Annotated in this window: 18 protein-coding genes; 9 read left to right on the top strand and 9 right to left on the bottom strand. The window is 67.9% G+C overall.

The window, feature by feature from the left end; translation table 11 throughout:
• The first annotated feature begins 4 nt into the window (after positions 1-4).
• Positions 5-469, top strand: coding sequence for a hypothetical protein (locus LXB15_RS07845; protein WP_233952210.1), 465 nt, complete (start codon positions 5-7; stop codon positions 467-469).
• A 23-nt stretch (positions 470-492) separates the two neighbouring features.
• On the opposite strand, the gene LXB15_RS07840 is transcribed toward LXB15_RS07845, so the two are convergent.
• Complete coding sequence (locus tag LXB15_RS07840; RefSeq protein WP_233952208.1) at positions 493-1,056, bottom strand: M48 family metallopeptidase; 564 nt, start codon at positions 1,054-1,056, stop codon at positions 493-495.
• Positions 1,057-1,237: 181 nt separating this feature from the next.
• Between LXB15_RS07840 and purL the strand changes: the two genes are divergently transcribed.
• The 4 genes from purL (at position 1,238) to LXB15_RS07820 (ending at position 5,798) form a co-directional block, all read left to right on the top strand.
• Positions 1,238-3,463 carry a phosphoribosylformylglycinamidine synthase subunit PurL gene (purL, locus tag LXB15_RS07835; RefSeq protein ID WP_233952206.1) on the top strand — a complete coding sequence of 742 codons (2,226 nt, stop codon included), beginning with the start codon at positions 1,238-1,240 and terminating at the stop codon, positions 3,461-3,463.
• Between the two features lie 94 nt (positions 3,464-3,557).
• A complete protein-coding gene (locus LXB15_RS07830; RefSeq protein WP_233952204.1) occupies positions 3,558-3,791 on the top strand; it encodes a BolA family protein in 234 nt (77 codons plus the stop codon).
• Positions 3,792-3,911: 120 nt separating this feature from the next.
• A complete protein-coding gene (gene grxD, locus LXB15_RS07825) occupies positions 3,912-4,259 on the top strand; it encodes a Grx4 family monothiol glutaredoxin (RefSeq protein WP_233952203.1) in 348 nt (115 codons plus the stop codon).
• A gap of 270 nt (positions 4,260-4,529) precedes the next feature.
• A complete protein-coding gene (locus LXB15_RS07820) occupies positions 4,530-5,798 on the top strand; it encodes a multidrug effflux MFS transporter (protein ID WP_233952201.1) in 1,269 nt (422 codons plus the stop codon).
• 14 nt (positions 5,799-5,812) lie between these two features.
• On the opposite strand, the gene LXB15_RS07815 is transcribed toward LXB15_RS07820, so the two are convergent.
• The 4 genes from LXB15_RS07815 to LXB15_RS07800 all read right to left on the bottom strand — a co-directional run bounded on the left by LXB15_RS07815 (position 5,813) and on the right by LXB15_RS07800 (position 8,631).
• Positions 5,813-6,637: an inositol monophosphatase family protein gene (locus tag LXB15_RS07815; protein ID WP_233952199.1), complete on the bottom strand. Its 825-nt coding sequence runs from the start codon at positions 6,635-6,637 to the stop codon at positions 5,813-5,815.
• Between the two features lie 15 nt (positions 6,638-6,652).
• On the bottom strand, positions 6,653-7,492 hold the full coding sequence (ttcA, locus tag LXB15_RS07810) for a tRNA 2-thiocytidine(32) synthetase TtcA (RefSeq protein WP_233953089.1): 840 nt from the start codon (positions 7,490-7,492) through the stop codon (positions 6,653-6,655).
• Between the two features lie 145 nt (positions 7,493-7,637).
• Positions 7,638-8,255, bottom strand: a complete 618-nt coding sequence (gene rpsD, locus LXB15_RS07805) for a 30S ribosomal protein S4 (RefSeq protein WP_233952195.1) — start codon at positions 8,253-8,255, stop codon at positions 7,638-7,640.
• A gap of 217 nt (positions 8,256-8,472) precedes the next feature.
• Entirely contained in the window at positions 8,473-8,631 is a 159-nt protein-coding gene (locus LXB15_RS07800; protein WP_233952192.1) for a YqaE/Pmp3 family membrane protein, read from the bottom strand.
• Positions 8,632-8,787: 156 nt separating this feature from the next.
• On the opposite strand from LXB15_RS07800, the gene LXB15_RS07795 reads away from it, so the two are divergent.
• Together LXB15_RS07795 and LXB15_RS07790 are read left to right on the top strand one after the other, a co-directional pair.
• A complete protein-coding gene (locus LXB15_RS07795; RefSeq protein WP_233952191.1) occupies positions 8,788-9,297 on the top strand; it encodes a hypothetical protein in 510 nt (169 codons plus the stop codon).
• A gap of 132 nt (positions 9,298-9,429) precedes the next feature.
• Positions 9,430-9,981, top strand: a complete 552-nt coding sequence (locus tag LXB15_RS07790; protein WP_233953088.1) for a DUF2799 domain-containing protein — start codon at positions 9,430-9,432, stop codon at positions 9,979-9,981.
• 33 nt (positions 9,982-10,014) lie between these two features.
• On the opposite strand, the gene murI is transcribed toward LXB15_RS07790, so the two are convergent.
• Genes murI through LXB15_RS07775 form a run of 3 tightly spaced genes read right to left on the bottom strand, consistent with a single transcriptional unit; the run spans position 10,015 to position 13,156 of the window.
• Positions 10,015-10,806 carry a glutamate racemase gene (gene murI / locus LXB15_RS07785; RefSeq protein WP_233952189.1) on the bottom strand — a complete coding sequence of 264 codons (792 nt, stop codon included), beginning with the start codon at positions 10,804-10,806 and terminating at the stop codon, positions 10,015-10,017.
• Positions 10,803-11,618, bottom strand: coding sequence for an RNA methyltransferase (locus LXB15_RS07780; RefSeq protein WP_255696791.1), 816 nt, complete (start codon positions 11,616-11,618; stop codon positions 10,803-10,805). Before LXB15_RS07780 ends, murI begins: the two co-directional genes overlap by 4 nt.
• Positions 11,619-11,677: 59 nt before the next feature.
• Positions 11,678-13,156 (bottom strand): carboxylesterase/lipase family protein, encoded by a 1,479-nt coding sequence (locus LXB15_RS07775; protein WP_233952187.1) that lies wholly within the window; start codon positions 13,154-13,156, stop codon positions 11,678-11,680.
• Positions 13,157-13,357: 201 nt separating this feature from the next.
• Here LXB15_RS07775 and LXB15_RS07770 point away from each other — a divergent pair, with 201 nt between their 5' ends.
• Positions 13,358-14,569 (top strand): NADP-dependent isocitrate dehydrogenase, encoded by a 1,212-nt coding sequence (locus tag LXB15_RS07770; protein ID WP_233952185.1) that lies wholly within the window; start codon positions 13,358-13,360, stop codon positions 14,567-14,569.
• Positions 14,570-14,743: 174 nt separating this feature from the next.
• Positions 14,744-15,115, top strand: coding sequence for a PRC-barrel domain-containing protein (locus tag LXB15_RS07765; RefSeq protein WP_233952182.1), 372 nt, complete (start codon positions 14,744-14,746; stop codon positions 15,113-15,115).
• A gap of 78 nt (positions 15,116-15,193) precedes the next feature.
• Here the strand turns inward: LXB15_RS07765 and alaS are convergent, their stop codons facing one another.
• Positions 15,194-17,866: an alanine--tRNA ligase gene (gene alaS, locus LXB15_RS07760; RefSeq protein ID WP_233952179.1), complete on the bottom strand. Its 2,673-nt coding sequence runs from the start codon at positions 17,864-17,866 to the stop codon at positions 15,194-15,196.
• Between the last annotated feature and the right edge of the window lie 71 nt (positions 17,867-17,937).

The raw sequence follows: 17,937 nt of genomic DNA, 5'->3' as shown, positions 1-17,937 counted from the left end.
GCCGATGATCCGTCGCTTTCCGCGCAAGATGGCTGCCGTGATGCTCGCTGCCTTCAGCCTGTCGGCCTGCGCGGCGAGCGGAGCATCGCCCCTTGTCGACGTGCCGATGCTCCCGCAAGCCATGCAGGCCTCGCTGCCTGCCTCCGATCCCGCCGACGCCGTCGGCGAGACGCTGCGGCCGGCGGAGATCGCCTATGTGACCTCTGCCGCCGCCGGGATCTATCGCCGCCGGCCGTCCGACCGCTCGGCGACGCTGGTGCCGACCCCCGGCCATGACGGCTACGGCGTCTGCCTGCGCTCGCCCGCCGCTGCCGGCGGCCATGACCACGCACTGATCGTCTTCACGCGGCGGCTCGACGGCGAGCCGATCTCGCAGGTCGACGACGACACGCTGGTGCTGCGGAGAGCCGCCGACACCGGCACCTGCCGCAGCGACGGGGTCGAATACGTGACGGCGCGCGCTGGCTGATCAGCAGGCGCTGTCGGCCGATGTCACCAACGTTGCGCCACCGGCTCCACCCGTCCTTCAGGATCGGTCTCGTAGCTTTCGATCGACCGCCTGAGGGTGGAATATTCGCCGCAGCCGTTCTGGAAATTGCCGTCCGAGAAGGTCAGCGCCACCCGCCGGCATTCGCCCGCCAGGCGGATGAGCAGGATCTTCGCGTCGCGCAGCCGGCCGAGGTCGAGATAGGCCTCTCCGAGATACGCCATGGCGCCGCGATGATGCGGGTTGATCGACAGCGCCCGCCCGTAGGCGTCCAGCGCCCGCTCGTGATTGCCGGACTTGCGCAGCGAATAGCCGAGCAGAGACCAGGCGTTGTCGTGATGCGGGCGCCGTTCGACGACCTTGGCCAGCGCGGTGATCGCCGCCGGCCAGTCCTCGGCCTCGAACGCTTCGACACCATCGGCATAGTCGCTGTCGCCGGACCTGACCGTCGGGCTCATCTCGCCGGAGAACACCGCCGCGGCCCGGTCCGTCGGCGCCAGCAGGCTGGCCGCCGCCAGGATGAGGACGGCCGCCAGCCCGCCCCGGCATCGCATGAGATCTGCGCCCATCGGCTCCTCCCGTGTGCCCGGCTGAAGGAGACCATCGATCGCCTCGCGCGCCTACACGGGGCGGGTGCGACAGACCGTCTCGTCCGGCCGCGCCGGCACCCGTTCGCGGGACTATGTCGAGACGGCGCCAGATGCTAACAGGCGCGGGAACGGCCCGCCTTTCGCTGCTGCAGGACACGCCATGACCGCCGAGACCCTGATCACCCCGGAGCTGATCGCCGCGCACGGGCTGAAGCCCGAGGAATACCAGCGCGTGCTCGACCTCATCGGCCGGGAGCCGAGCCTCACCGAGCTCGGCATCTTCTCGGCGATGTGGAACGAGCATTGCTCGTACAAATCCTCCAAGCGCTGGTTGCGGACCCTGCCGACCAAGGGCCCGCGCGTCATCCAGGGCCCCGGCGAGAACGCCGGCGTCGTCGATATCGGCGACGGTCTCTGCGTCGTGTTCAAGATGGAGAGCCACAACCACCCCTCCTTCATCGAGCCCTATCAGGGCGCGGCGACGGGTGTCGGCGGCATCCTGCGCGACGTCTTCACCATGGGCGCCCGCCCGATCGCGGCGATGAACGCGCTGCGCTTCGGCGCGCCGGATCATCCGAAGACCCGGCACCTGGTTGCCGGTGTCGTTGCCGGCGTCGGCGGCTACGGCAATTCCTTCGGCGTGCCCACCGTCGGCGGCGAGGTGAACTTCCACCCGCGCTACAACGGCAACTGCCTGGTCAACGCCTTCGCCGCCGGGCTCGCGCGGACCGACGCGATCTTCTACTCGGAGGCCAAGGGCGTCGGCCTGCCGGTGGTCTATCTCGGCGCCAAGACCGGCCGCGACGGCGTCGGCGGCGCGACCATGGCCTCGGCCGAGTTCGACGCCGACATCGAGGAGAAGCGCCCCACCGTGCAGGTCGGCGATCCCTTCACGGAGAAGTGCCTGCTGGAGGCCTGTCTCGAGCTGATGCAGACCGGCGCCGTCATCGCCATCCAGGACATGGGCGCCGCCGGTCTCACCTGCTCGGCCGTCGAGATGGGCGCCAAGGGCGATCTCGGCATCGAGCTGAACCTCGACCAGGTGCCGGTCCGCGAGGCGCGGATGACCGCCTACGAGATGATGCTGTCGGAGAGCCAGGAGCGGATGCTGATGGTGCTCGACCCGAAGCGCCGGATCGAGGCCGAGGCGATCTTCGTCAAATGGGGCCTCGACTTCGCCGTCGTCGGCCGCACCACCGACGACCTGCGCTTCCGGGTCCTCTGGCAGGGCACGGAAGTCGCCAACCTGCCGATCAAGCAGCTGGGCGACGACGCGCCTGAATACGACCGGCCGTGGATCGAGCCCAAGCCCGCGCGGGTGATCCACGCGAGCGACCTGGCGGAACCGGCCGATCTCGGCGCGACGCTGCTGACGCTGCTCGGCTCGGCCGACCTCTGCTCGCGGCGCTGGGTGTTCGAGCAGTACGACACGCTGATCCAGGGCAATTCGCTGCAGCGGCCGGGCGGCGACGCTGGCGTGGTGCGGGTCGACGGCCACGCCACTAAGGCGCTGGCCTTTTCCTCGGACGTGACGCCCCGCTATTGCGAGGCCGATCCCTTCCAGGGCGGCATGCAGGCGGTCGCCGAATGCTGGCGCAACCTCACCGCCGTCGGCGCCGAGCCGCTGGCCGCCACCGACAACCTCAATTTCGGCAATCCCGAGAAGCCCGAGCTGATGGGCCAGTTCGTCAAGGCGGTCGAGGGTATCGGCGCCGCCTGCACCGCCCTCGCCTTCCCGATCGTCTCCGGCAACGTCTCGCTCTACAACGAGACGCAGGGCACCGCGATCCTGCCGACCCCCACCATCGGCGGCGTCGGGCTGATCGAGGACCGCACGAAGACCGCGACGATCGGCGGCATGCGCGATGGCGACGTGCTGTTCCTCGTCGGCCATGACGGCTCGCATCTCGGCGCGTCGATCTACCTGCGGGAGATCGACGGCCGCGAGGAAGGCACGCCGCCGCCGGTCGACCTTGCCGCCGAGAAGCGCCACGGCGATCTCGTCCGCGGCCTGATCCAGGCGGGACGCGTCGTCGCCTGCCACGACCTGTCCGATGGCGGCCTCGCCATCGCGCTCGCCGAGATGTGCATGGCCGCCGGGCTCGGCGCCCGCGTCGACGCCGGCACCGGTCCCGGCCACGCGCTGCTCTTCGGCGAGGACCAGGCCCGCTACGTCATCGCGGCGCCGGCGGCCGACGCCGAGGGTATCAGGCTGATGGCCGCGGAAGCCGAGGTGCCGCTGCGCCGCCTGGGCACCGCCGGGGGCGACGAGCTGGTGATCGAAGGCCGGCTGGCGCTGCCGGTCGGCGACCTGGTGGTCGCGCACGAATCCTGGTTCCCGTCCTTCATGTCGGGCGAGATCGTCGAGCCGGCGGCTGCGGCCTGAAGCGGCGCCCGGCCACGCCTCGGATTGATCGCGGCGCGGCCGGACCCTATCATCGGGGCGAACGGCCAGCCCGGCCGCCCACGGAGAACCCTTCATGCCCATGAACGCCCGCGACATCGAAACGATGATCAAGGACGCGATCCCCGACGCCGTCGTCAGCATCCGTGACCTGGCCGGCGACGGCGACCATTATGCCGCCGAGGTCGTGTCCGAGAGCTTCCGCGGCAAGTCGCGCGTGCAGCAGCACCAGATGGTCTACCAGGCCCTGCGGGGGAACATGGGCGGCGAGTTGCACGCCCTGGCCCTTCAAACCAGCGCACCGAAATAGTATGTTGAGGGCGACGCGAGCGGCGCCCCGATCGCAGACAGAGAATTTCTGACTGGTTCGACGAACGGCTGACGCGTGACGCGACTCCCGCTCCCAGACATTCATGAGACAGGAAAACCCATGACCGCCATCAACGAATGGATCGACAACGAGGTGAAGACCAACGACGTGGTGGTCTTCATGAAGGGCACCCCGGCCTTTCCGCAGTGCGGCTTCTCCGGCCAGGTGGTGCAGATTCTCGATTACCTCGGCGTCGAGTACAAGGGCGTCAACGTCCTGTCGGCGGACGACCTGCGCCAGGGCATCAAGGACTACAGCCAGTGGCCGACGATTCCGCAGCTCTACGTCAAGGGCGAGTTCGTGGGCGGCTGCGACATCATCCGCGAGATGTTCCAGGCCGGCGAGCTGCAGTCGTTCTTCGGCGAAAAGGGGGTCGCGACGACCGCCCCCGCCGCCGCGAACGGCTGACCACGCCCGGCCGATCCGTCTCGGGGTCCTGACGTCGAAGCCCGCGCGGTCAGCGCGGGCTTTCGTCGTTGTGCACTGCAGTGACGGTCCGTCATCGGGAGAAAGACGTAAGGCACCCTTGCCAATCTGGCCCTGAGCCATAACCTCATGAGGCGCGCATCGCTGCCCCGTCCGGCGGCCGGTCCGCGCTGCACACCTTTCCAATTCTGCGACAGAAGCATGATCGATCCGATCAGCATGCCGCGACGATCGAGCGCTGCGAGGCCGAGAATGTCTGATCTGTCCAAGAACGCCGAAACGCGCGGGATGCCCTACTGGGAGCTGGTGACGCTGATCGCCTGCATGATGGCGCTCAACGCGGCGGCGATCGACATCTTCATCCCCTCGCTGCAGGAAATGGGCGCAGCGCTCGGCGTCACCGACGAGAATCAGCGGCAGCTGGTCATTACCGCCTACATTCTCGGCTTCGGCGGCGCGCAGATCGTCTACGGTACCCTGTCCGACCGCTTCGGCCGCCGGCCGATCCTGTTCTTCGGCCTCGCCATCTACGTCCTCGCCTCGATCGCGGCGATCTTTTCGCCGACCTTCGGCGTGCTCCTGGCCCTGCGCGCAGTGCAGGGCATCGGCGCGGCGGCGACGCGCGTCATCGCCATCTCGGTCGTGCGCGACTGCTTCGGCGGCCGCCGCATGGCCAGCGTCATGTCGCTGGTGATGATGGTGTTCATGGCGATCCCGGTGATCGCGCCGAATATCGGCCAGGCAATCATGCTGTTCGGCTCGTGGCGCGAGGTGTTCGTGGCCATTGCGGTGTTCGGCCTGTTCGTGACGATCTGGTCGGCGATGCGGCTGCCCGAGACGCTGGCACCGGAAGACCGGCGCGAACTCACCTTCAAGCGGACCTTCGAGGCGTTCCGGATCGTCCTCACCAACCGCGTCGCCTTCGGCTACACGATCTCGACCGCGCTGATCTTCGGCGTGCTGTTCGGCTTCATCAACCAGGCCGAGCAGATCTACACCGGCGTCTATGGCCTCGGCCCGATCTTCACCGTCGCCTTCTCGACGACCGCGGTGTTCATGGCGGTGGCATCCTTCGCGAATTCGCGGCTCGTCGAGCGACTCGGCATGCGCCGGCTGTCGCACGGCGCGCTGATCGGCTTCCTGGTGGTGGCCGTGCTGCATTTCACCGTCGCATTCGCGATGGGCGGAGCCGCGCCGTTCTGGTTCTTCCTGGTGGCGATGACGATCAATTTCGGCCTGTTCGGCTTCATCGGCACGAACTTCAACGCTCTCGCCATGGACCCGCTCGGCCATGTCGCGGGCACGGCCTCCTCGGTGCTCGGCTTCATGCAGACCTTCGGCGGCGGCCTGTTCGGCGCGGTGATCGGCTATTTCTACGACGGCACGGTGCTGCCGATGCTGTTCGGCTTCATCGTCCTGTCGATCGGCTCGCTGGTCTGCGTCTATCTGGCCGAAGGCCGGCTGTTCGACGCCAAATACGACCCGAAGAGCCTGGCGGCAGGGCGCAGTCCCGCGGAGTGACAGGGGACTCCGGCTCAGGCCGGGAGCAGCCCCTGGCGCGCCTGCGTCCACAGCTCGCTGCTGCAGGCCGCGATGATGGCACCGTCGCGGTGGCGGGGCGTGTAGGGCGATCCGTCGGCCATGGCGAAGCTTCCGCCCGCTTCGGCCACCAGCAGGCAGCCGGCCAGATGGTCCCAGGGCATCAGCTTCGAGTAGATCGACACATGCGTGCCGCCCGAGGCGAGCAGCCGGTATTCGTGGCCGGCGCAGCGATAGTTCCCGACGATCTTCAGAGCGCCCAGGCGCGGCAGCAGCGCCGCCCGCTCGGCGACCGGGAAATAGGTCGCGCTGACGCAGCCGATCGCCTCGGCGAGCGGCAGTGAGGGCGCCGTGCGCAGGATCCGCGCCGCCCCGGTCGGCGTGCGCTGGAACGCCCCCGCCCCCTTCTCGGCGAGCATGAAGTCGTCGCCCACCGGATCGTAGATGATGCCGGCGACCGTCTCGCCCCTGGAGACGACGGCCGCCATCACCGCGAACAGCGGCAGGCCGGCGGCGAAGTTCGCGGTGCCGTCGACCGGGTCGACGACGATGGCAAGATCGGCGTCGTCGAGGCGGTCGAGCAGAGCCGGGTCGGCGGCGACCGATTCCTCGCCGACGAACAGCGCGTCCGGGGCGATCTCCCGGCAGCGACGGGCGATGAACCGTTCGGCCGCCTCGTCGGCCTCGGTGACGAGATCCGTCGCGGAGGTCTTCTCGCGGATGTCGCCCTCGCCGAGATTGCGGAAGCGCGGCATGATCTCCGCGATGGCAGCCTCGCGCAGGATGTCGGCGAGGCGGTCGATGTCGATCGTGGCGGGCAAGGGCATAGCCTTCGGCTAGGGATCGGGATTCGGCGCAAGGCCAGCGAAGTCGAACAGCGACGGGTCGAGGAGATGGCCCGGCCGGACCGTCGCCAGCGCCCGCATCATCACCTGCTTGCGGCCCGGGAAGCGCCGTTCCATCTCGGCCAGCATCTGCTTGGTCACGTTGCGCTGCAGCCCGTCTTGGCTGCCGCAGAGATCGCAGGGGATGATAGGGAACGCCATCGCCGCGGAGAACTTCGCGATGTCCTCCTCGGCCGAGGCGATCAGCGGCCGCAGCACCATGAGGTCGCCCTCGTCGTTGAGCAGCTTCGCCGGCATCGCCGACAGCCGGCCGCCATGGAAGAGGTTCATGAAGAAGGTCTCGAGGCAGTCGTCGCGGTGGTGGCCGAGCACCAGCGCCTCGCAGCCCTCCTCCCGCGCGATGCGGTAGAGGTGGCCGCGCCGCAGCCGCGAGCACAGCGAACAGTAGGTCGCTCCGGCCGGCACCTTCTCGGTCACCACCGAATAGGTGTCGCGATACTCGATGCGGTGTGGAATGCCGAAACGGTCGAGGAAATCCGGCAGGACATGCTTGGGAAAGTTCGGCTGGCCCTGGTCGAGATTGCAGGCCAGCAGATCGGCCGGCAGCAGTCCCCGCCATTTCAGGTCGTGCAGCAGCGCCAGCAGCGCGTAGGAGTCCTTGCCGCCCGAGATGCCGACCAGCCAGCGCGCGCCCGGCCGGACCATCCCGTGCCGCTCGATCGCGTCGCGCACCTCCCGCAACAGGCGCTTGCGCAGCTTGCGGAAGGTCACCGAGTCCGGCGCCTCGCGAAACAGGCTGTGGGCACCGCTGCCGATCTCGGCGTCCCCGATATCGGGCGCCGCTGTCGTGTCGCCAAGGTCGCTGTCGAGTATCACCGGTCCGTCCTCGTATCCGCGTCCCGTGTAGCCGCCGCTCGCCCAAAACAAAAGGCCGCCCCGAGGGACGGCCTTTGGCATTCGATAAGGGGTCTGCCGATCAGCGCGAGTAGAACTCGACGACCAGGTTCGGCTCCATCTGCACCGGATACGGCACGTCGTGGAGGCCGGGCACGCGGGTGTAGGTGGCGACCATCTTCTGGTGGTCGACGTCGAGATAGTCCGGCACGTCGCGCTCGGCGAGCTGCGTGGCTTCCAGCACGAAGGCCAGCTGCTTGGACTTCTGGCGGACCTCGATCACGTCGCCGGCCTTGCAGACATACGACTGGATGTTGGTACGGCGACCGTTGACGTTGACGTGGCCGTGGTTGACGAACTGCCGTGCGGCAAAGATCGTCGCGACGAACTTCGCCCGATAGACGACGGCGTCGAGACGGCTCTCCAGGAGGCCGATCAGGTTCTCCGAGGTATCACCGCGGCGACGGGCGGCCTCTTCGTAGATCTTGCGGAACTGCTTCTCGGAGACGTCGCCGTAATAGCCCTTCAGCTTCTGCTTCGCACGGAGCTGGACGCCGAAATCCGACACCTTGCCCTTGCGCCGCTGGCCATGCTGGCCCGGGCCGTACTGGCGGCGGTTCACCGGGGACTTGGGACGTCCCCAGATGTTCTCGCCCATGCGGCGATCGATCTTGTACTTCGCTGATGCGCGCTTGCTCATCGCATTTCCTTCAAACAGAAAGAGGCCGAACGGACGATCCGTCGGCTCTCCGAGGAAACGCGCCCTCCTCTGCCCGCGGATGCGGACTGACAGGACAGCATGGGCACGATGCGATGCCGTCCACGGGACACGTCGAAAAAACCGGCTGGAGCTGTTCCAACCGGTCGGGCATTTCCTAGGAGCCTCGGCTCCACAAGTCAACCATTCCCTCGTCGGCTCAGTACTTCGCGATGACCCAGATGGCGTGGATGACGCCGGGAATGTAGCCGAGAAGGGTGAGAAGGATGTTGATGAAGAAGTGCTTGCTGAAGCCGACCTGCATGAAGACGCCGACGGGCGGCAGGATGATGGCGAGGATGATGCGGATGATGTCCATGAGATGCGAGCCCTTCCATTCAATGGTTACACAACGCCGCATGCGCCGCACCGTTCCGTGAAAGCCGGCGGTTGCCGTGCGCACCGGCCATCATCGCGCCGTAACTGGCGGATAGACACGCCGTCTCCAATCACATTCCGAACGGGAAACCCTGCGATGAAGCCCATGCTCGTCACGACGCTCGCCGTAATCGCCACCGCCGTTGCCGGCGGCGCCCTTGCGCAGGGTGCCAGCTACCTCGGGCGCTACGACGGCGGATGGAGCGGCGGCGGCTCGGTCAAGGTCGAGCAGCTGCCGACCGCCACCAATGTCAATTGCGACGTCGAGGGCACGAGGTCCGGCGAGACGGCCTTCGCCCTCCAGGGCACCTGCCGTTCGATGCTGATCATGAGCCGCGAGATCGGCGCAAAGCTGAAGATCGATCCCGCCAGCGGCCGCTACAGCGGCACCTATACCGGTTCGGCCAGCGGCCCCGCCAAGCTCGTCGGCTCGCGCCGGGGCGACACGCTGGACCTCCAGGTCACCTGGGGCCGCGTCATCTACGACGACAACAAGGCGCGCATGCTGATCCGCAACACCGGCAACGACACGTTTCGCATGCAGGTGATCGAGAAGATCGAAGGCGCCGACGTGACCGTGTCGGACCTGTCCTTCCAGCGCGGCTGACGCATGCTAGGCGCTTCCCCCGGCGCAGGACGTTGCGCTCGGGGACCGCTGCCGACACCCGTTGATTTTTCTCCGGGGCAATGCCACCCCTTCCCTTGACGTATGGGAAGGGGGATCTCTGACGTGAAAAAGATGACATGGCCGCTCCTCGTCGGGGCGGCGCTGGCGCTTAATGCGTGTGCGACGCTGTCCGAAGAAGAGTGTCTGACGAGCGACTGGCGGCGACTCGGGGAAAGCGACGGCGCCAACGGCCGACAGGTCGGTTTCGTGGCGGAACATCAGGCCGCCTGCACGAAACACGGCGTCACACCCGATGTCGCCGCCTGGCGCACGGGGTGGGAGGCCGGGATCGCCACCTTCTGCACGCCGTCGAACGGTGCGCGGCTCGGCGCCGAGGGGGGCTCCTACGCCGGCTCCTGCCCGCTCGACCTGAAGGCAGCCTTCGAGGAACCCTATTTCGCGAACAAGAAGGTCCACGATGCCCGCGAGCGCCGCGATCAGCTGCGCAGCCGGATCGACAGCCTCCGCTACGAACTCGGCTCGATCGCGGAAGAAGACAAGCGGCGCGAGAAGCGACGGGAGCTGGAGCGACTTCGCGACGATCTGTGGGACGCGGAAGACGACCTGCGCCGCGCGGAGGACGATCTGCGCTACGAACGGTTCGCCGACTTCATGGACCGCTGACGCTCCCTGCCGCGCTATGTATCCCCGTCTCCGTCAGCCCTGCCGTGGTGCCAGTCCGAGACCAAATCCACGGATCAGCCGGCGCATGGCGTAGGAGGCCTGGCCGCTGGTCATGTACGCCTCGTCGAAACCTTCCGGCAGGTCTTCCCCCGCCGTCTCGCTGAGCGAGCGGGCGCGACGGGCGATGGCCTCGGCCGGATCGAGCCAGTCCACCGGCCAGGGCGCGAGCTGCCGGAAATGGTTGGCGATGAACGGATAGTGCGTGCAGGCCAGGACGACGATGTCGGTCCGTCGTCCACGCTCCTCGACGAAGCACGGCGCTATCTCGGCGGCGATGGCGTCACTGGATACGTCGCCATCGAGGATCGACTGCTCGGCCAGCCGCGCAAGTTCACTCGACCCGACCAGCCGCACCGTGCAATTGCCGGCGAAGCGGCCGATCAGGTCGCGCGTGTAGTCGCGCCGTACCGTTCCCGGCGTCGCCAGCACGCTTATCAGGCCGGAGCGCGTGCGCTCGGCGGCCGGTTTGATCGCCGGGACCGTCCCGACGAAGGGGATGTCGAAGGCGGCGCGCAAATCCTCCAGCACGAGCGTCGAGGCGGTGTTGCAGGCAATCACCGCCAGCTGCGGCGCATAGCGCGGCACGAGGTCCCGGAACAGCGAGACGATCCGCTCCCGCAATTCGTCTTCCTGCCAGTCGCCATAGGGAAAGCCGGCATCGTCCGCGACATAGACGAATCGGCGGTCCGGCATGTGGGTCCGCAATTCGCGCAGCACCGTCAGGCCGCCGATGCCGGAATCGAAGACGAGGATCGGCGCGCTCAACCGGCCGTCTCCCGGCCGGAACGGCCCCGCTCGCCCATCTCGTAGTCGAAGGCGCGGAGCACGCCCCGCAGCGTGCGCACCTCGGGTTCCGTGAAGCCCGCCTTGGTGAGCATCGTGCGCAGGTTCTGCACCATCGCCTCGCGCTTCTCCGGCGGATGGAAATAGCCGGTACGCGATAGCGACGTCTCCAGATGGTCGAGCAGCCGGTAGAGGTCGGCCTTCTCGGCGGGTGGCGCGGCCGGCGCGGTGAAGCGCGGGCGGGTCGCGTCTTCCGCGCCCGCCGCCCGCCAGGAATAGCTCATCAGCAGCACCGCCTGCGCGATGTTCAGCGAGGCGAAGGCCGGGTCGACGGGAAAGGTGACGATCTCGTCGGCGAGGCCGACCTCGGCGTTGGACAGGCCGTAGCGCTCGCGCCCGAACAGCACGCCGACCTTCTGGCCGGCGGCGGCGCGGGCGCGCATCTCGCCCGCCGCGGTCTCGGGGCCGCGCACCGGCTTGTAGCTGTCGCGCGGGCGCGCCGTGGTGGCGAGAAGGTAGGTAATATCGGCGACCGCCGCCTCGACGCTGTCGAACAGCCGCACCGCGTCGATCACGTGATCGGCGCTCGATGCGGCAGCGCGGGCCTTGTCGTTCGGCCAGCCGTCGCGCGGATTGACGAGGCGCAGGTCGATCAGGCCGAAATTCGCCATCGCCCGGGCGACCATGCCGATATTCTCGCCGAGCTGCGGCTCGACGAGCACCACGGCCGGGCCGGGCCGCTCGATGATGGTCTCCGCCGGCTCGGCGGGTTGCTGCTCAGGGTCGTTTGCCAAGCGGAGAGTCCTTTTGGGCTGCAGATAACCCGCTTCGCGCAACACGCCAAGCCGGGTGATCAGGGGGCGAATCCGTCGACACCTTCCCACGCCGTGCGCCGTGCGGCTTCCGGATCGGCGATCACCCGGTCCCGGATCCCGAATATCTTGGTGCCGCGCCTGCCGATCTCGTAGGCCGGCCAATCGCCGCCCGGATGCCCGTCACGGACGAAGCTCACCCAGTGCGCCCGCATCCGCTCGGCCAGCGCCTGGCGCTTCGGGTCCGGCAGGAGCCCCAGATAGACGCTGCGGAAGGGTTTCAGGAAATCCTCGAAGATCAGTGGCAGGTCGGCCGAATGCGTCGCCCCGAGCCGCGACAGCAGCCCCTTGGTCTCCCAGTCGAGCCGGTACATGAAAGTCGGCGCATCGCGGCTGTGGACCGTCGCATGGTGGATAGCCGCCATGCGGAACAGCAGGTCCGTCCCGAACGCGATCCGCCCTTCGCGCCGGGGTGAATAGAGCCGCGCGATCCGTTCGGCGGCATCCTCGCCGGCGACGCTGGCCACCCATGCCCGCATGGCGGATTTTTCCGTCTCGAAGGGAAACACCGGCAGTTCGCTGAAGAAGGAGAACTCGTCGCGGTTGGTGCCGATCAGCAGCGGCACCTTCTTCATCGCTCCGAACAGGGGGGCGAGGTCCGCCTCGGGCATCTCGAACCCGTCGCAGTAGGGCCGCGTCAGGATGCCGGAATGCTTGGCCGCCAGCGCCCGCGTTGCCGCGCTGAACATGCCGTGGCTGATCCGGAACAGCCGCTCGGGGTCGCCCCGGGGCGCCAGCGCCTTCAACGCCTCTTCATGCACGGCCGCGGCCCGGTCGCGCAGCTGGAACATGTTCAGCGTGCCCGACTGCACGACGGCCTGTGCGAACAGACCATGAGAGGCCGGGGAGACCAGGTGGAACGCCACCGACGCGGCGCCCGCCGACTCCCCGGCGATGGTGACGCGCTCGGGATCGCCCCCGAAGGCGGCGATGTTGTCGCGCACCCATTCGAGCGCCAGCCGCTGGTCGAGCAGGCCGGCATTCGCCGCGAACCGCTCGTCGCCCGCGAACACCTCCGCAAAGGCGTTGAAGCCGAAGAACCCCAGCCGGTAGTTCAGCGTCACGACGACGATGTCGCCGCGGCGTGCCAGATCGTCGCCCGGATACTGCGCGCCGGAGCCGATGACGAAGGCGCCGCCGTGGATGAACACCAGCACCGGCCGCTTGCCTTCCGTGTCCGGCGTCCAGACATGCAGGTTGAGGCAGTCCTCGTCGAACGTGCTGGTGGTGCGGGCGATGCGGCCGAGCGGTTCCGGCATCGCCCGCCGCTGCGGCGCGGCGGGGCCATAGCTGTCGGCGACGAAGACCGTGTCGAACCGCCGCCGCGGCTTCGGCCGCGCAAAACGCGCCATGCCGAGCGGCGGCTCGGCGTAGGGGATGCCGAGGAATCGCGCGACCCCGTCCTTCCGGATGCCGCGCACCGGTCCACAGGGCGCTTCCACGCGAAGCGTTTCGGGCATGGCGGGCTCCTCTGGGGGACATCGAACCGGCGGGGCGGCCACCGTTACACGAGGAGTGCGGCAAGCCGATGATGACGGGCCGGGCGCCGCTTTGCCTGCACCGATACCAATGTTATAGGGCGCAGCAAGCGTCGGGAGGCACGCAGCGCCCGGCTGTCAAGCGGCCACATGGCCGCATATTTGTTTCTGAGGAAGACACCGATGGCAAAGATCAAGGTCGACAATCCGGTCGTGGAGCTGGACGGCGACGAGATGACCCGCATCATCTGGCAGTTCATCAAGGACAAGCTGATCCACCCGTATCTGGACATCGATCTTGAGTATTACGACCTCGGCGTCGAGCACCGCGACGAGACCGGCGACCAGGTGACCATCGACGCCGCCAACGCCATCAAGAAGCACGGCGTCGGCGTCAAATGCGCCACGATCACCCCGGACGAGGACCGCGTCCAGGAATTCGGCCTGAAGAAGATGTGGCGTTCGCCCAACGGCACGATCCGCAACATCCTCGGCGGCGTCATCTTCCGCGAGCCGATCATCTGCAAGAATGTCCCGCGCCTCGTGCCCGGCTGGACCAAGCCGGTCATCGTCGGCCGCCATGCCTTCGGCGACCAGTACCGCGCCACCGACTTCCGCTTCCCCGGCAAGGGCAAGCTGACCATCAAGTTCGTCGGCGAGGACGGCGAGACGATCGAGCATGAGGTCTACGACGCGCCCGCCGCCGGCGTCGCGATGGCCATGTACAATCTCGACGACTCGATCCGCGATTTCGCCCGGGCCTCGCTGAACTACGGCCTGCAGCGCGGCTATCCGGTGTACCTGTCGACCAAGAACACCATCCTCAAGGTCTATGACGGGCGCTTCAAGGACATCTTCCAGGAGGTCTACGAGGCCGAGTTCGAGGACAAGTTCAAGGAAGCCCGGATCATCTACGAGCACCGGCTGATCGACGACATGGTCGCCTCCAACCTGAAATGGTCGGGCGGCTACGTCTGGGCCTGCAAGAACTACGACGGCGACGTGCAGTCCGACACGGTGGCGCAGGGCTTCGGCTCGCTCGGCCTGATGACCTCGGTGCTGATGACGCCGGACGGCCGCACCGTCGAAGCCGAGGCGGCGCACGGCACGGTCACCCGCCACTACCGCCAGCACCAGCGCGGCGAGCAGACCTCGACCAACTCGATCGCCTCGATCTTTGCCTGGACGCGCGGCCTCGCCCATCGCGCCAAGCTGGACGACAATGCGCCGCTCAAGGCCTTCGCCGACACGCTCGAGCGCGTCTGCATCTCCACCGTCGAGAACGGCCACATGACCAAGGATCTGGCGCTGCTGATCGGCCCCGACCAGCCGTGGCTGTCGACCACCGGCTTCCTCGACAAGGTCGACGAGAACCTCCAGAAGGCGATGGCATAAGCCTCATCGCCGAAGACGAACGAGCGAAAAGCGCCCGGCCACGTGCCGGGCGTTTTCATGTTCGGCTGCCGGTCGGCGATGGCGGCCGCGGCGTCCGCCGGCGCGGCGAACGCAGGAAATCATGCAACTTTCGCGTCGCTCGTACCCTTCCTTTAGCCGAACAAGGAGAATCGAATGACCGCCCTTAGGACCAAGACCTTTCACGTCGCCCTGCTCTCGGCCGGACTTTTTGCCGGCGCCGCCTTCGCCCAGACCGCCGGGCTGGTGGATGTCGACGACAACGTGATGGTCCCGCCCTTCAACGTGACGGTCGACGATCTCGACGACATGGACGTTTACGACGCGGCAGGCACGGAGATCGGCGAGATCGAGGAAGTCGTCGGCACCGACGCGAACACGCCCACGGCGTTCGTCGTCGATTTCGATGACCAGGGTTATGGCGACGAGGAGCGGGTCATTGGCCTCGAGAATTTCGCCATGGACGGCGCGCGCATGACGCTGTCGCTCGACGCAGCTGGCGTCGCGACCTTGCCGGTCGACGACTGATCCTCGCAGTCGAGGCTGCCCGATAGCTACATGATGACCAAGCGCCGGCCCTCTTGGGCCGGCGTCTTGCGTTTTGGATCAGGCCGCGGCCGGCTGCAGCGCCGCTTCGACCGCCGCGACGGCGGCGGCGGCGTTGCCCGTCTCGGAGCCACCGGCCTGCGCCATGTCGGGCCGTCCGCCGCCGCCCTTGCCGCCGATGGCGGCGCTCGCCTCGCGCACCAGCGTTACCGCATCGAAACGCGCCGTCAGGTCGGGCGTGACGCCGACCACTACCGACGCCTTGCCGTCGGCGGTTCCGACGAAGACGACGATGCCGGAGCCGAGCTGTGCCTTTGCCTCGTCGACGAGGCCCTTCAGGTCCTTGCCGGCGACGCCGTCGAGGACGCGGCCGAGGAACGGCACCCCGCCGATGTCCTTCGCCGCCGCCGTCCCCTCGCCGGTGCCCGGCTCACCAGCCATGGCCAGGCGCTTCTTCGCCTCGGCGAGTTCCCGCTCGAGCCGCCGGCGCTCTTCCACCAGCGCCTCGACCCGCTCGGCCGCCTCTGCCGGCGCCACCTTGAGCGCCGCCGCCATGCGCCGCACCCGCGCATCCTGCTCGTTGAGATAGGCCCGCGCGGCTTCGCCGGTCAGTGCCTCCAGCCGGCGCACACCGGCCCCGACGGCGCTCTCGCCGACCACGTGAACCAGCCCGATATCGCCGGTGGCGCGCACATGGGTGCCGCCGCAAAGCTCGATCGAATAGGCCTTCCCGGCCTTGGCGCCCTCCTCCGCCGTGCCCATCGACACGACGCGGACCTCGTCGCCGTATTTCTCGCCGAACAGCGCCATCGCCCCGGAGGCGATCGCATCGTCGACGGCCATCAGCCGCGTCTCGACCGCAGCGTTCTGCAGGATCATCCGGTTCGCCAGCCGCTCGACCTCGGCGATCTCATCGGCGTTCATGGGCTTGGGATGCGAGAAATCGAACCGCAGCCGATCCGGCGCGACCAGCGAGCCCTTCTGCGCCACGTGCGTTCCGAGCACTTCGCGCAGGCCTTCGTGCAGGAGATGCGTGGCGGAATGGTTGGCCCTGATGCCGGTGCGGCGGCGGTGATCCACCTCGAGGTCGAGGGCCATGCCGACGCGCGCGCGCCCCTTGGTCACCTTGCCCCGATGCACGAACAGCCCGTTGGCGACCTTCTGCGTGTCAGCGATGGCGATCTCGATGCCCTCGCCCCGCATCGTGCCGCTGTCGCCGAGCTGCCCGCCGGATTCGCCGTAGAACGGCGTCTGGTTGACGATCACCGAAACATCCGTGCCGGCCTCGGCCGTTTCGATCTCGCGGCCGTCGGCGACCAGCGCCAGGAGCACGCCCTCCGCCCGCTCGGTGTCGTAGCCGAGAAACTCCGTCGCGCCGACGCGGTCGCGGATCGGGAACCAGACATTGTCGGAAGCCGATTCGCCGGAACCGACCCAGCTTGCCCGGGCCTCGGCCTTCTGGCGCTCCATCGCCGTGTTGAAGCCATCGAGATCGACCGCGATACCGCGCGGCCGCAGCGCGTCCTGGGTCAGGTCGAGCGGGAAGCCGTAGGTGTCGTAGAGCTTGAACGCGGTGTCCCCGGACAGCCGTTCCCCCGAGTGCATGCCCTCGGTGGCGTCGGCTAGCAGCGACAGGCCGCGGTCGAGCGTCTGCAGGAAGCGCTTCTCTTCCAGTTGCAGCGTCTCCGAGATCAGCGCCTCGGCCCGGACGAGCTCCGGATAGGCCCGGCCCATCTCGGCGACCAGCGTCGGCAGCACCTTGTAGAGCACCGGCTCGCGCGCACCGAGCAGCTTGGCATGGCGCATTGCCCGCCGCATGATCCGGCGCAGCACGTAGCCGCGCCCCTCGTTGGAGGGCAGCACGCCGTCGGCGATCAGGAATGCGGTGGCGCGGATGTGGTCGGCGATCACCCGGTGGCTGGCGACGGCGTCGCCCTCGGCCCGCGAGCCGACGGCCGCCTCCACCGAGGCGATCAGCGCCCGGAACAGGTCGATGTCGTAATTGTCGTGGACGCCCTGCAGCACCGCGGCGATCCGCTCCAGCCCCATGCCGGTGTCGATCGACGGCCGCGGCAGGTCGACCCGCTCCGACGCGCTCAGCTGCTCGAACTGCATGAACACGAGATTCCAGATCTCGATGAACCGGTCGCCGTCCTCGTCCGGGCTTCCGGGCGGCCCGCCAGGGATCCCCTCGCCGTGATCGTAGAAGATTTCCGAGCAGGGTCCGCAGGGACCGGTCTCGCCCATCGACCAGAAATTGTCGGAGGTCGCGATCCGGATGATGCGGTCGTCGGAAAGGCCGGCGATCTTGCGCCAGAGCACCGCCGCCTCCTCGTCCTCGGAATAGACGGTGACCAGCAGCCGGTCGGCCGGGATCGCATATTCGCGGGTGATGAGGTTCCAGGCGAGCTCGATCGCCCGTTCCTTGAAATAATCCCCGAAAGAGAAATTCCCGAGCATCTCGAAGAAGGTATGGTGCCGGGCGGTGTAGCCGACGTTGTCTAGATCGTTGTGCTTGCCGCCGGCCCGCACGCATTTCTGCGAGGTGACGGCGCGCTGGTAGTCGCGCTTCTCGAGCCCGGTGAAGACGTTCTTGAACTGCACCATGCCGGCATTGGTGAACATCAATGTCGGGTCGTTGCGCGGCACCAGCGGCGAGGACGCCACCTTCTCGTGACCTTCACGCGCAAAATAGTCCAGAAACGCGGACCGTATCTCGTTGACGCCACTCATGAAGGACCTTCGAAGCACCTGCGGGAACAACGGCGGGCAGCGTCGTGCGACGCCGGCCGCGCCAACCGAAG

Origin of the sequence: Aurantimonas sp. HBX-1, assembly GCF_021391535.1 — a bacterium.
Lineage (GTDB): Bacteria > Pseudomonadota > Alphaproteobacteria > Rhizobiales > Rhizobiaceae > Aurantimonas.
This window is presented reverse-complemented; position numbering and strand designations above follow the sequence as displayed.